Source organism: Bradyrhizobium sp. PSBB068 (assembly GCA_016839165.1).
In the GTDB taxonomy this organism is placed as follows: Bacteria; Pseudomonadota; Alphaproteobacteria; order Rhizobiales; family Xanthobacteraceae; genus Bradyrhizobium.
Genome location: CP069300.1, coordinates 3,117,210 through 3,129,522, shown reverse-complemented (window position 1 = coordinate 3,129,522; position 12,313 = coordinate 3,117,210). Strand labels below are relative to the sequence as shown.

Sequence of the window (12,313 nt, the reverse complement as noted above, 5' to 3'; positions counted from 1 at the left end):
TGTTTTGACGCATCAAATATCATCACTTGGCGCCCAATTGGGCGAAGTGCTATACCGACCCGAGCGCTGCACGTGGCCCCGCGAACCGAAAAGAGACGCCCAGGGTGAAAGACGTATTCTCGACGCTTGATCACACCAGCCTCTACGAGACGGTGTATTCGCAGATCGCGTTGGCTCTGATCGAGGGACAACTCCAGCCCGACGACAAGGTGAGAATCAGGGCCCTCGCCGACCAACTCGGTGTGAGCGTCACACCCGTCCGGGACGCTTTGCTCCGGCTCGTGAAGCAAGGCGCACTCGAAATGCGCGGCCTGAAGGATATCCGCGTTCCGCGAATGCGCATCGATCAGCTTCAGGAAGTGCGCCTCATTCGCCTGCGCATCGAGGGGCTGGCGGCCCAACTCGCGGCCAGCAGGATCGACCGGACCTCCGAAGTTTTACTGACCCGCATCCTTGAAGAGAACGAAACGGCGCGCACGAACGGCGACAGGGTTGCTGCCGTGAAGCTCAACCGGCTTTTCCACGCGGAAATCGCGAAGATCGCGGGAATGCCAACGCTGCAGGAATTGATCGAGAATATGTGGCTTCGCATGGGTCCGTTGATCGCCGCGGTTTACAATGCAGGCGGCCGGGCAATGATCTCGTATCACTACGAAATTCTGGAGGCTTTGCGGAAACGCGATCCGGTGGCGGCGGAAGCCGCCATACAGGCCGACATCAATGCGACGGCGGAAATCCTTTTGAGCTCGGGGCTTTTGCTGGACGGGCCGTCTTCCGAAGTATTGACCGACGGGCTTCCCAACGCGATGCAGTAGCTTTTGGTCTTTCGCTACTCCACGCGAATTGGGTCGGCGGGTGGGGACCTACGCTGATTGCCCTGTTGCTGGAGGGTATAGCGGTGCGGAGACCGGCAAGGTATTCACCTCCCTGGCGCTTCGCGGGGCAGGCGCTCGCGACAGCCCCGAGCTCTTGCCGTCTAGACGACGTGGTCGCTCGAAACGTTCTCTCGCCGGAACAGTGCGGAAATCAGGATCAGGAAGATCGTCATGTTGAGGAATCGTCCGGCGAACGATCCGAACGAATTGATGAGCAGAAGGTAGACGATCATCGGAAATATCGCTCGCGGCTCGAGACGCTTGAACGCTTCACCGAAGATGAGCAGCAGCCCCAGCACGATGAGAGCCGTGACGAACACTCCTTGATAGATGCTGATATGGACCAGGGGGTTCTCGATGCCCCACTCCAATCCGAAGGAATACGTCTGCGATCTGATGTAGTCCGGATCCGGGCCCCACAGAAGGTCGCCTCCGCTGAACGACGTCCATAGCGGCAGCATCACCAAGCGGCTGCGGGCGCTGCCGCCATCGTTGGAGAACCGTTCAAGCAGTTGATCAAAGAAGCCCGCCAAGGCCAAAGCAGAGACGATCCCTATTCCGAGCGGAATCACCGCAGCGGCGGCCGTCACTGCGCCGCGGGAAAACCGCTTGCCTCCGGCAAATCTCAAGATTTGCCATAGGGCAGCGAGAGCGAGGATCGTGATGGTTGTCAGCAAGGCTGTGCGCCCGCCATAGGCAATCATGGCCGTCGCCTGCAATCCCATCATCGGCACCCGCCACTTCGGCGGCAACAGCTTGCCGCCGCCGACCAGCAAACTCACGATGTATGCGCTTGTTATGGTTGCGGCGTGTAGCGGGTGGCCGTGAAGCGCGACCGACCGAGCCTCGATGGTCGTCGTTCCATCGGGAGAAAAGGTCGTGAGCGGGAAAACATTGAACCCCGACGCAAGTTCGAAAATGCCGAGAACCGCATTCGCTGCAAAGAACCAATGGATAAACCGCTCGAGCTCGATCATGCGCTCCGGCGGGACAAACGGCAGCAACATGCAGCAAAGGAAGAGATGCAGGTCGGTGTCGAAATACATTCCGAAACCGCTTCGTCCACCGACGACGATGTTGATAATGGCGAACGTCGTCGCGCAGAAGAAAAAGATCGCACCGAGTTTGGTCGCGACGTAGTAGCGCGCGAGATCGATTTTCCGGGGGTACGTAACGACGAAAGCAAAGAATATGATGGCGAGGAGATAGGTCGACGGATGTATCTTGGTGATCTGCGTCCCTTCAATCGCCGAATAGTCGTAGCCGATGAAATCAAGCACTGTCGCCGAGAATACAAAGAGAACGACGACATAGACGGCGAGCATCGCCTGGATGCGTCGGCCGGCAAAAGGCAAAGCGAGCCTGACCGTTCTAATCGGCGGCGGGCGCGAAATCGAGGCGGCGGCGTCTGTCATCGGCGCTGTCGTGCCTTCGCGGCGTACATGCCGTCCGCTTCCCGCCACGGACCGAGGTGATTTCCCGGCCGGGTCGCCGCGCCCGTCACGCAGATCGTATGGCCGCCGACAACAACGCCGTGCTTCTGCTTGGCCGACATGAGCGCCTCAACCGAGCCCTACCTCAATCCGCACGGGATACGGCAAGCAAGTTAACGCTCCATTAACCCAGTTGGCGGCGCGCTCAAAAGGCGGACATCAGGAGGTCTGGCCTTGTCCGGCACCGGGACCGACGTTCGCACCCATCGTTGCCACGTCCTGCGACGGCTCCTTAAGTCGCTGCCTTTTCTTCCTCGGCCTTAGGCTGAGCTTCTCAAATAGAACCGACAGCGCCAGCGTAGCTACACAGAAGACCATGATGTTGACGGGAAATGGAATTTCTCGAAGCGCATCCTGGCGAAGGATGAAGTCGTGCGTGAGGTAGATTTGCAGTGCAACTCCAGCCAGAAGCGTGACAGGAGCACTCAGATAGTTGGCGACAAACTGCTCGAGCCATGGATAGCGCGCGAAACGGAAAGCGAAAACAACGAACGCAAGCGCCGGAATCCGATCCAGGATCTGCACTTCGAATGGGATGAAACGCCCAAGGCTGCCCACGAAGAGATAAAAGCCGGCGATAGAGATCAGCAGCCAAACCAGATCGGTGATCTTGCCCTTGGTGTTGGCATGAAACCGGGCTGCATAAACACCCATGACCATGGTGCCGAAGTAGAAAATGATGCGCAGTGGAAGAGTTACTTCCGTCTGCACATTGTAGTGCTCGGTGAGCCAGCTGGTCTTTTCAGCAAAGATCGAGAATAGAAGAACATATGCAATGGCCAATGCGGCGAAGAGATACGCGAAAGCCCTTTTCGTCTCCATCTTCGACATGATGAGGTAGACCGGAACGTAACAACCGACAATGGTTGGAAGAAACCAGAATTGCAGCGGTATCACGTACAGCCAGAAGAAGTCGGCGAAGCTGTGCATGGGAGCGTCGCCAACCAGCACAAGGAAAGTCGCGACGACAAAGAGCGGCTCGTACACGCGATGCAGCCGTCGGATGAGCCAGCCTCCAATCGGCTCCTTGCTCGCCTGATAACTCAAATACAGCCCGTATCCCGAAATGAAGAAGAACAGCTCATTGCCGAATACGCCGCCCGTGCCCAGTTGGTGAATCGGGTAGAGATCATCCAAATGCGAATTGACCACCAGGACGATTGCGACGGCGCGCAGCAGATCCAGGTACGCAGTTGGGCTAACGGGCTTGTTTGCGGTCATTTTTTATCGAAGACTCTATTGGAGCGTCGCGCAACCCGAAGCAGACATTGAAGTGCGCGGCTTGATGGTTGCTCGTTCGACATGGAGCGCATTGCGCTCGCGGTAACCTGCTGCCAGCCGCGTCAGAGCGCGCTGCAGGCTGACGGTACGACACGTACCCTGCTCTTTGAAAGCCAAATGTCGCCGAATGATTAATCGTAAAGCAATTTCGCCCGCGTCGTTTCAGGTCACGGAAGCAGGCCATAGAGAAACTGGATCGCGATCGATGCGCAGCGACCGAACTCGACGCCGTTCTTTCGGCCTGACCTCCGGTTCGGAGGGGCATCGCGTCCTGCTTCGTTAACCATCTGCCGCGCAAGGCGCTGAAAGGAAACGACCGGTGACATGGTGAATTGAGCGCGGTCGCCGAAGACGCCTCACGCTTCCGCCTTCGCTCAATGGGCTACGGCGGACAAGTCGCCCGCCCGCCCTTCTCGCTGACGATCAAAGCGGTGCCGTCTACCGCGCAGCCTGGACGCGCTTTTCGAGCAGCAGCGTGCGGTCGGATATGTCCTTCAATTCGAATGCCTGGGAATCGAGGAACGCGACGGAGCCGTTGTCGGGATCCGCGGCGAGGCGATGGGTTTCGCTGAGGTGATGCTTCAGCCAGGCCCGCTGCTCGGTCAGCAATTGCGCGTGGGCGTCGCCCTTCGAGCCGGCGAGAAGGGCTTGATAGGCGGTGTTGAGCCGCGTGTCCCACTTGCCGATTTCGGCCTTGCCGCAGTCGAGCATCTTGGTCGACACCCCCTCGGCCTTGTCCATGCATGCATCAAACTCGGCGCTTTGCTGCGCGCAGACCGGTAAAGCTCCGAGCACGAGCATGGCCGCGACAATGACGGGCCTTCGCGAAAGCATCACCATGTCCCGATCACCCTGCCTTGTGTCTTTCGCCAACCATCGCCGCACAAAAGCGTCCGAAATGAGATCAAGGAATGATGCACCGGAGATCTGCGCTCAGCCTGCCCCACACTCCAGCTCAAAGAACTCCCGCCGCTGCGCCTGCGAGGATGACGAGGCCGAGGACGAAGCGATAGATCACGAAAGGCCAGCTGGAGAAGCGTTCAAGCACGCGCATCAGGCTCCAGATCCCGACGAATGCCGAGACGGAGGCAACCGCGAGGCCGACAATCAGAACCGACCAGGCATGAAGGTCGAGATGAAGATGGTACAGCTCCCACAATTCCTTGAGGCCGGCCAGGGTGATCGCAGGCAAACCCAGCAGAAACGAGAAGCGCGCGGCCTCGTCCCGTTTGAAGCCGAGCGCAAGCGCCGCCGTCAGGGTTGAACCCGAACGCGAGACGCCGGGGATCAGAGCGCCCACCTGAGCCAGTCCCACCAGCATCGCATCGAAAAAGCCGGCTTCGCCGATCGTCCGCCGATGCCTGGCATGGATCTCCGCCGCACCGAGCAGCAGCGCCATCGCAACGCAGGCCCAACCGATCACCACGACGCTGCGAAGCGGCGAATTGCAGGCGTTCAGGAGCCCGGACGCCAGCAATCCCGCGACGGCGATCGGGATCGTTGCCAGAACGATCCACAGTGCGAGACGAAACCAGCGGTCCTGGAATTGTCCCCGCGCCATTGCGGCAACGGAGTTGGTCGCAAGGGCGCGCACGTCCCGCCAAAAATAGCTGACGACGGCTGCAACCGCGGCAAGCTGCATGGCCGCAGAGAACGCCGATCCCGGATCCGGCCAACCCAGAACGGCCGGCACCAGCCGCATGTGCGCCGTGGACGAGATCGGCAGCAGCTCGGTTATTCCTTGCAGGACCCCGAGCGCGGCAACCTTTCCATAGCCGAGCGCGACGAAGCCCGTGTCGATTCCTTGCGTGCAGGTGCTAGCCATTGGTTCCCGTTCGCTGTGCTGCTTGCTCGGCGTGTTGATCTCGACTGCGCATCAAGCGCGCTCGTGGGCACGTCAGCCGGAGCGTCGGGAGCCGCAAGGCACTCTCATTCGCAAAGACGCGCGCCGGGACGCCATTTGACATCGACCGCGGTGATCTGCGTCTGTCGATTGAACGCGATGGCGTGGTCGCGCATCGCCAGGATGCTGCGCTCATCGCCGCCCCGCGGACACTGCACGGTGTCGACCGGAACGCCCGCACGGGTAAGTGACTCTCGAAGCACGCGCTCCAGCTTCTGAAAATCGTCGGTGGCGCATTGGAACGGGTACGACATGTAGACTCTCTGCTCGGCCTGAGAGAGCGCAAGGCAATAGCGCCATTCCGCTGCTTGCGCGGAGCCGCCAGATGCCGACCAAGCCAAGGCAGTGATGCACGCCACCTGCACGCCACTTCGCATTTCAGCTTCGCCGCACGGGCTCCTGATTTGGACCATCGCAAGCGGCACGCCGCGTGAGGCTCGTCCATGTCCTCAAGCGCAGCCTTGCAGTCGTCTTGCCGCAGGGACCGCCGCCGATATGTCATACGGTCGCCGACTTACACCGTCCTTACATGCGCCAGATAATTTCGCTGCCTTGCCCGCGACACGCGATTGTGTGCGCTTATGCCGCAATGTCAGCAGAGGCGAGCAAGTTTCGGTTCGGCGACGCCGCGTGTCGTCCGATCGATCCAGGGTAGCGCCCACAAGACCGGAACATTCCCGACTTTTGCAGCTGGATGAGCTCGCGCTGTTTCACCTCGAGCGGGGATGGACGTACACTGGAGGCACGCGATGCCGAACTATTTTCTTGCGTGGCGTGCGCATTGCTGGTCGATGGATGATCATGCGTCTGTTTTCCACGAACCGCGACGTCTGGCGACGCCGCGCTGAAGCGTTCTCAGGCAGTCGGACCGGCCTCGTACTGCTCGCGCTGATCGCGTTTGCGGACAGTTCGGTTCTACCTGTCTTGCCCGACCTGCTCCTCGTCCCGATGCTGCTCATACGTCCGGAGCGGAGTTTGCTCCTGTGCACCGTCTGTGTCGTGGCGTCATCGGCCGGAGCCCTGGTCGGCTATGGGATCGGATATTTTGCCTGGACGGCGGTCGGACAGACGCTGGTCGAGATCTACGGCCAGGCCGACAACTTTCGGCGCTACCAGAACCTCGTTGAAGACTGGGGAGTCTGGATCATCATCGCCAAGAGCTTCACTCCGATTCCGTTCAAGTTCATCGCCATTGCCGCAGGCGTGGCGTCGATGAACCTCTGGACCTTCACGGTCGCGGCCGTGCTCGGCCGCCTGCTGCATTTTGCGATCGTTGCCGCCCTGGTCCGGCTTTTGGGATCGCGATTACTGCAATTGATCGAGAGATACCACCGATGGTTCGTCGCCCTCGGGCTTCTCTCCGCCGCCCTCCTCGGCATCGCCTGGTCGCTCCGCTGACCGGAGTGGGACGGGATTAGGTTGAACCGGGATCGACGGCGGCGAACCACCTCTCCCTTGGGAGAGGTGAAGTCGTGCGGAGCCGAACCGATTCAATTCAAACTCATCGTGCTCGAGGAAGGCGTCACGCCGCTTTCGCGGTCTTGTCCTCTGCCGGCGCGGTTTCCATCGCGCGCATATAGAGATCGAGCAGGCTTTCGCGCTCGTCGCGCTCGTCCTGGTCCTGCTTGCGTAGCTTGATGATCTCCTTGAGGATCTTGACGTCGAAGCCGTCGCCCTTCGCTTCCGAGAAGACTTCCTTCTTCTGCTCGCTGAGTTCCTGGATCTCGGTGTCCAGGTTCTCGATCCGCTCGACGAAGGAACGAATTTTTCCGCCGGGAATGGTGATGTCGGACATGGTGCCTCCTGCTGAATGAGGTCGTGAAAATGCGAGCAAAGAGATGACCAATGTGTTAAGCAAACGGCGTCGCGGCGGTTTGTTGATAGCTTGAACCATACATTGCTTTGCTCGCAACGAGACGAGGAGCACAGCTCGGACAAATCATGTTGTGAGAACGCGAAGCTGTGCCCTCACCTACACCCGGGCGATCCAGTACGCCGCGGCCATTCGGCTCCAGCGCCGGCGTCTCTGGAATACCGGATCACCCGCTTTCGCGGGTGATGACACCGACCTCGCAATAGCATCATCGCATCCGTCACACATCACTCAGGCATCATCAGCCACCCGCAACGTGATCCGCGTCAATTCGGACGGCCGGCCGAGCCGCACGGCGAAGCCCGGCCAGAGCGCGGTGCCGTTGTTGACGTAGAGCGTCATGCCGTCGACGTCGTAGCGGCCCGAGACGAATCCGGCATTGGCGGGCGCGGCCAGCCGGTCGATGCCGATGATCAATCCGCCATGGGTGTGCCCGGAGAGTTGCAGGGCGACGCCGAGCCGAGCTGCGTTGCGGGCATCGCTCGGCTGGTGATCGAGCAGGATGACGGGCGCGCCCTCAGGCGAGCCGGCGAGCACCGCGGCAAGATCGCGGACCGGATGCTTCCTGCGGCGCGACGCACGGTCGGTAATGCCCGCGATCACCAGGCGGCCGCCGCCGCGTTCGAGCGTGATGCGGCTGTTCTCGAGCGAGCGCAGGCCGAGTGCGGCGTAGTGCGCCATCCAGGCGTCATAGCCGAAGATATATTCGTGATTGCCCGAGATCACGTAGACACCGTCGGCGGCCATGAGGTCCTGCAGCGGCGCGATGTCGTTGCGCCGCGCGTCAATGCTGCCGTCGATCAGGTCGCCGGTGATCGCAATCAGGTCGACGTCGAGCTTGTTCGATCGCGCGACCACCTCGCGCGCCCATGACGCGGGAAACAGCCGGCTGATGTGCAGGTCGGTCAGTTGCAGGATGGTGTAGCCGTCGAACTCTGGCGGCAGTCCGCGGATCGCGACCTCGACATCCTTCAATGGCGGAATGCGCATCGCCTGATGGACGCCGATCGCGGCGGCTGCGGCCGCCACGCCGGCAAGCGCGTAGCGGACGCCGTCCGGCGCCCCCACAAAGCCGCCATGGATCACCGCGGCGACGATCAATCCAGCATCGAGCGCCAGCTGCAGCAGCGCCAGCAGCATCACCGCACCGAACGCCCAGTTGAACAGCGCGACCACCGGACGCGGAAACTCCGGCGAGAATTCCGATCCCGACGACAGCCTGTTCCAGCGGTGAAACTGCAGGGCGACCAGCACGAGCAAGGCTGCGACGATCTTAGCCGGCAGCGGCCAGTCGAGCGGCCAGATGAAACGGGCCAGGATCAAGAGGCTGGTCAGGCCGAAAATGAGTTGGGGAATTGGTCACGCTCCGGATCGGATCGGTTAAGGCTGGGCGGTCGGCGCCCGGCAAAGGTAGGTTGGATCGGCCGCAGGCGTAAGCGCCACCATCAGCACATTTTCGGCAAGTCGCGCGCTGCCAAGACGCCCTGCGCGCTCTGAGCCGCGACGTGAGCAGTCGAAGCGCGATCAGATTGGCTTGAATCGGCTCGGCGCGATCCCGGTTCACCTCTCCCCATCGGGGCTCCCATGGGAGAGGTGAAGCTTCCGCGCCGTTCGTCCAAGATAAAGCTTGAACATTGCTCATTTTCTATCGTGCGCCGCACCGAGCACATCGCCTTCGCCGCCGCGATCGTCTGGGGCGTGACGCGACGGTTCTCCGGCGGTGGCCGGCAAACGGCGGGCACCCGCACGATTTCGGAATAATGGAAATGTATCGCTGAGTTGCCCGACGGGTCAAGTCGCTTTTCGGAGTTCCGGCGGCCGCCCGCCCTTTGCATGGGGTTGTTTTCGATATTTTGGGACGCGTCGCTTCGCGCCGTCGCCATCAATGGCGAATACCCCCGGTCGCATCCGCCCGATTGACCCGCACGCGGACCGTATCCATATGCATCTGCATGAATCGGCTGCCCGCGCCGTTTCGCCCTCACCTGGACACAGCCAGATACCACCGGCTCCAGTCCGCAACGTTCCGGAGCCGCCGTGGCCGCCCTCTCCATCCTTGATCTCGTCCGCGTCACCGAGGACACCGACGCGCGCGGCGCGCTGTACAATGCGCGCGATGTCGCCCGCCATGCCGAGGCCCTGGGTTATCGCCGGATCTGGGTGGCGGAGCACCACAACATGGCGGGGATCGCCAGCGCCGCGACGTCGGTCGTGATCGGGCATATCGCGGCGGGCACCAGCACCATCCGGGTCGGCGCCGGCGGCATCATGCTGCCGAACCATGCGCCCTACGTCATTGCCGAGCAGTTCGGCACGCTGGCGCGGCTGTTTCCGGACCGCATCGACCTTGGCCTCGGCCGCGCACCGGGCACCGATCAGCTCACCTTGCGCGCGCTGCGCCGCACGCCGGAATCGGCCGAGAACTTTCCGCAGGACGTGCTCGAGGTGCAGGCCTTTCTCGCCGCCGCCGGCCCCAACCAGCGCATCCAGGCGGTGCCGGCTGCGGGCACCGACGTGCCGCTGTGGATCCTCGGCTCGAGCAACTTCGGTGCGATGCTGGCCGGTGAGCTCGGCCTGCCCTACGCCTTCGCCTCGCACTTCGCGCCCGAGCTGTTGCTCCAGGCGCTGCAGATCTACCGCGCCCGCTTCAAGCCGTCGGAGCAGCTCGCGCAGCCTTACACCATGGTCGGTGTCAACATCATCGCCGCCGATACCGACGCCGAAGCGCGACGCCTCGCCACCACGCAGCAGATGTCATTCACCAACATCTTCCGCGGCACGCGCGGCCTGAGTCAGCCGCCGATCGACGACATCGAGAGCTACTGGTCGCCACAGGAGAAGGTCCAGGCGACGCGGATGCTGGAGCGCTCCATCATCGGCTCACCCGAGACGGTGCGCGCCGGGATGGACGCGCTGGTCGCCGAGACCGGCGCCGACGAGTTGATGATCGTGTCCGACGTCTACGATCACCAGCAGCGGCTGCGCTCGTTCGAGCTGATCGCGAAAGCCGGCGGGATCACGCCGTAGGGCGTAGGATGGGTGGAGCGCAGCGATACCCATCCTTTGCGCCGCGGATACGAAGCGATGGGTATCGCTTCGCTCCACCCATCCTACAAGTCACACCTTGGTCAACGCCTGCGCAATGTCGGCGACCAGATCGGACGGGTGCTCGATCCCGATCGAGAGCCGGATCGTGGTATCGAGCACGCCGATCTTTGTCCTGATATCGGCGGGCACGCCGGAATGCGTCATGGTCGCCGGCAGGCTCGCGAGCGACTCGGTGCCGCCGAGGCTCACAGCGAGCTTGAATATCTGCAGGTTGTTGAGGAACGCCTCCGCGGCCGCCTGCCCGCCGACGATGTCGAACGAGAAGGTCGAACCGGCGCCAGAGCTCTGGCTCGCGAACACCCGGCCCGCCGGCGAGCCCGGGTCGTGATGGCCGAGATAATGCACCGTCGCCACCTTGGGATGGTCGCGCAGATAGTCGGCGACGATCCGCGCATTGCGATCGGCCTTTTCCATGCGCAGGCTGAGCGTTTCCAGCGAGCGGCTGATCATCCAGCAGGAATGCGGATCGAGCTGGGTGCCGATCGCGCCGCGCAGCGCCTTGACGTCCTTCATCAGCTTCTTCGAGCCGAGCGCCGCGCCCGCGATCAAATCGGAATGGCCACCGACATATTTGGTCAGCGAGTACAGTGACAGATCGGCGCCGTGCTCGATCGGGCGCTGGAACACCGGCCCGAGCAGCGTGTTGTCGCAGGCGATGATCGGCGTGAAGCCCTGCGCCTTGCCGATCGCGTCGGCGACACGCCGGGTCAGCGCGATATCGACCAGGCCGTTGGTCGGATTGGCCGGCGTCTCGATGAAGATCATCGCAACGCGGCCCTTCTTCATCGCCTCGTCGGCGGCGGCGCGCACGACGCTTTCGTCGAGGCCGTCGGCGAAGCCCACGGCTTGAATCGAAAACGCCGCCAGCGTCTTGGTGAACAGCGTCTCGGTGCCGCCATAGAGCGGCTGTGAGTGCAGGATCACATCCCCCGGCCGCGCGAAGGCGAGCACCGTGGTCGAGATCGCCGACATGCCGGAGGAAAACAGCGCGCAGCTCTCGGTGCGCTCATAGATCGCGAGACGGTCCTCGACGATTTCGCTGTTCGGATGATTGAAGCGCGAATAGACCAGCCCCGCCCCCATGCCTTCCGGAGGCTCGCGCCGGCCCGCGACGAAATCGAAGAAGTCCTTGCCGTCCTCGGCGGTGCGGAACACGAAGGTCGAGGTGAGGAATACCGGAGGCTTGACGGCGCCTTCCGACAATTGCGGGTCGTAGCCGTAGTTCAGCATCTGGGTTTCCGGATGCAGCAGATGGTTGCCGATGTGGGTTCTGGATGGAAACGGTTTTGTCATGGCCGGTCTCCTGTTCGCGAGACCACCGCGCCGGCGGCGATTCCCGGAATGATGCGACCGAGCATACTCCAGCTTTGTGCCATTCGGCCAAAGCCCGGCGCCACGCAGTTCTGGATAACGACGGCCGGCGCGCGCCCTGCGCCGCCGGCCGTTCGGAAGCTCGCACGTGGGTGAGGACGCGATTACCAGCTGCGATCCACGTTGCGCACCTCACCGGTGCGCGCGTCGACATCGACCTGCATCCAGCGGCCGCGATAATCCCGGCCTTCGATCTCCCATTCGTCGCCGAGGAATTCGGTGTTGGACACCGTCACGATGCCGATGCTGGTCGCGACGTCGAGCGCCGCCTGCATGGAGAGCTGGCTGGCAGAATCATAGGCCAGCGCCGGTGTCGCGGCACCAATCGCCAAAGCCGCGACTGCAGGGATCAAGAATTTTCGCATGGTTCACTCCTCATGGAACGGGATGTCATGCCGCATAAAACGAG

Annotated in this window: 14 protein-coding genes; 4 read left to right on the top strand and 10 right to left on the bottom strand. The window is 62.1% G+C overall.

Annotated elements, in window-relative coordinates; all coding sequences use genetic code 11:
• Positions 1-104 precede the first annotated feature (104 nt).
• The gene (locus JQ507_14485) at positions 105-815 is read left to right on the top strand and encodes a GntR family transcriptional regulator (protein QRI72596.1); all 711 of its coding nucleotides are present in this window, start codon (positions 105-107) and stop codon (positions 813-815) included.
• A 161-nt stretch (positions 816-976) separates the two neighbouring features.
• Here the strand turns inward: JQ507_14485 and JQ507_14480 are convergent, their stop codons facing one another.
• The 6 genes from JQ507_14480 to JQ507_14455 form a co-directional block, all read right to left on the bottom strand.
• The gene (locus tag JQ507_14480) at positions 977-2,290 is read right to left on the bottom strand and encodes a VpsF family polysaccharide biosynthesis protein (GenBank protein QRI72595.1); all 1,314 of its coding nucleotides are present in this window, start codon (positions 2,288-2,290) and stop codon (positions 977-979) included.
• Complete coding sequence (locus tag JQ507_14475; protein ID QRI72594.1) at positions 2,287-2,430, bottom strand: hypothetical protein; 144 nt, start codon at positions 2,428-2,430, stop codon at positions 2,287-2,289. The genes JQ507_14480 and JQ507_14475 overlap by 4 nt, the downstream gene beginning before the upstream one ends.
• Before the next feature lie 97 nt (positions 2,431-2,527).
• On the bottom strand, positions 2,528-3,589 hold the full coding sequence (locus JQ507_14470; GenBank protein ID QRI72593.1) for an acyltransferase: 1,062 nt from the start codon (positions 3,587-3,589) through the stop codon (positions 2,528-2,530).
• A gap of 498 nt (positions 3,590-4,087) precedes the next feature.
• On the bottom strand, positions 4,088-4,483 hold the full coding sequence (locus JQ507_14465; GenBank protein ID QRI73336.1) for a DUF1311 domain-containing protein: 396 nt from the start codon (positions 4,481-4,483) through the stop codon (positions 4,088-4,090).
• Between the two features lie 121 nt (positions 4,484-4,604).
• Entirely contained in the window at positions 4,605-5,474 is an 870-nt protein-coding gene (locus tag JQ507_14460; GenBank protein ID QRI72592.1) for an undecaprenyl-diphosphate phosphatase, read from the bottom strand.
• 104 nt (positions 5,475-5,578) lie between these two features.
• Positions 5,579-5,929: a hypothetical protein gene (locus tag JQ507_14455; GenBank protein ID QRI72591.1), complete on the bottom strand. Its 351-nt coding sequence runs from the start codon at positions 5,927-5,929 to the stop codon at positions 5,579-5,581.
• A 424-nt stretch (positions 5,930-6,353) separates the two neighbouring features.
• Between JQ507_14455 and JQ507_14450 the strand changes: the two genes are divergently transcribed.
• The gene (locus tag JQ507_14450) at positions 6,354-6,950 is read left to right on the top strand and encodes a DedA family protein (GenBank protein ID QRI72590.1); all 597 of its coding nucleotides are present in this window, start codon (positions 6,354-6,356) and stop codon (positions 6,948-6,950) included.
• Positions 6,951-7,074: 124 nt separating this feature from the next.
• Here JQ507_14450 and JQ507_14445 read toward each other — a convergent pair whose 3' ends face one another.
• Together JQ507_14445 and JQ507_14440 are read right to left on the bottom strand one after the other, a co-directional pair.
• Entirely contained in the window at positions 7,075-7,347 is a 273-nt protein-coding gene (locus tag JQ507_14445) for a DUF2312 domain-containing protein (GenBank protein ID QRI72589.1), read from the bottom strand.
• A gap of 309 nt (positions 7,348-7,656) precedes the next feature.
• Positions 7,657-8,781 (bottom strand): metallophosphoesterase, encoded by a 1,125-nt coding sequence (locus JQ507_14440; GenBank protein QRI73335.1) that lies wholly within the window; start codon positions 8,779-8,781, stop codon positions 7,657-7,659.
• 228 nt (positions 8,782-9,009) lie between these two features.
• On the opposite strand from JQ507_14440, the gene JQ507_14435 reads away from it, so the two are divergent.
• Together JQ507_14435 and JQ507_14430 are read left to right on the top strand one after the other, a co-directional pair.
• Positions 9,010-9,186: a hypothetical protein gene (locus JQ507_14435; GenBank protein ID QRI72588.1), complete on the top strand. Its 177-nt coding sequence runs from the start codon at positions 9,010-9,012 to the stop codon at positions 9,184-9,186.
• Between the two features lie 276 nt (positions 9,187-9,462).
• Positions 9,463-10,452, top strand: coding sequence for an LLM class flavin-dependent oxidoreductase (locus tag JQ507_14430; protein ID QRI72587.1), 990 nt, complete (start codon positions 9,463-9,465; stop codon positions 10,450-10,452).
• 90 nt (positions 10,453-10,542) lie between these two features.
• Here JQ507_14430 and JQ507_14425 read toward each other — a convergent pair whose 3' ends face one another.
• Both JQ507_14425 and JQ507_14420 read right to left on the bottom strand, forming a co-directional pair.
• The gene (locus JQ507_14425) at positions 10,543-11,826 is read right to left on the bottom strand and encodes a cystathionine gamma-synthase family protein (protein QRI72586.1); all 1,284 of its coding nucleotides are present in this window, start codon (positions 11,824-11,826) and stop codon (positions 10,543-10,545) included.
• Between the two features lie 182 nt (positions 11,827-12,008).
• Positions 12,009-12,269, bottom strand: coding sequence for a PepSY domain-containing protein (locus JQ507_14420; GenBank protein ID QRI72585.1), 261 nt, complete (start codon positions 12,267-12,269; stop codon positions 12,009-12,011).
• Between the last annotated feature and the right edge of the window lie 44 nt (positions 12,270-12,313).

Excerpts from the sequence above, each read along its gene's own strand:
- JQ507_14455 (QRI72591.1), bottom strand. The coding sequence starts at position 5,929 with ATGCGAAGTGGCGTGCAGGTGGCGTGCATCACTGCCTTGGCTTGGTCG.
- JQ507_14465 (QRI73336.1), bottom strand. The coding sequence starts at position 4,483 with ATGCTTTCGCGAAGGCCCGTCATTGTCGCGGCCATGCTCGTGCTCGGA.
- JQ507_14470 (QRI72593.1), bottom strand. The coding sequence starts at position 3,589 with ATGACCGCAAACAAGCCCGTTAGCCCAACTGCGTACCTGGATCTGCTG.
- JQ507_14435 (QRI72588.1), top strand. The coding sequence starts at position 9,010 with ATGGGAGAGGTGAAGCTTCCGCGCCGTTCGTCCAAGATAAAGCTTGAA.
- JQ507_14425 (QRI72586.1), bottom strand. The coding sequence starts at position 11,826 with ATGACAAAACCGTTTCCATCCAGAACCCACATCGGCAACCATCTGCTG.
- JQ507_14480 (QRI72595.1), bottom strand. The coding sequence starts at position 2,290 with ATGACAGACGCCGCCGCCTCGATTTCGCGCCCGCCGCCGATTAGAACG.
- JQ507_14420 (QRI72585.1), bottom strand. The coding sequence starts at position 12,269 with ATGCGAAAATTCTTGATCCCTGCAGTCGCGGCTTTGGCGATTGGTGCC.
- JQ507_14450 (QRI72590.1), top strand. The coding sequence starts at position 6,354 with ATGCGTCTGTTTTCCACGAACCGCGACGTCTGGCGACGCCGCGCTGAA.
- JQ507_14460 (QRI72592.1), bottom strand. The coding sequence starts at position 5,474 with ATGGCTAGCACCTGCACGCAAGGAATCGACACGGGCTTCGTCGCGCTC.
- JQ507_14475 (QRI72594.1), bottom strand. The coding sequence starts at position 2,430 with ATGTCGGCCAAGCAGAAGCACGGCGTTGTTGTCGGCGGCCATACGATC.
- JQ507_14445 (QRI72589.1), bottom strand. The coding sequence starts at position 7,347 with ATGTCCGACATCACCATTCCCGGCGGAAAAATTCGTTCCTTCGTCGAG.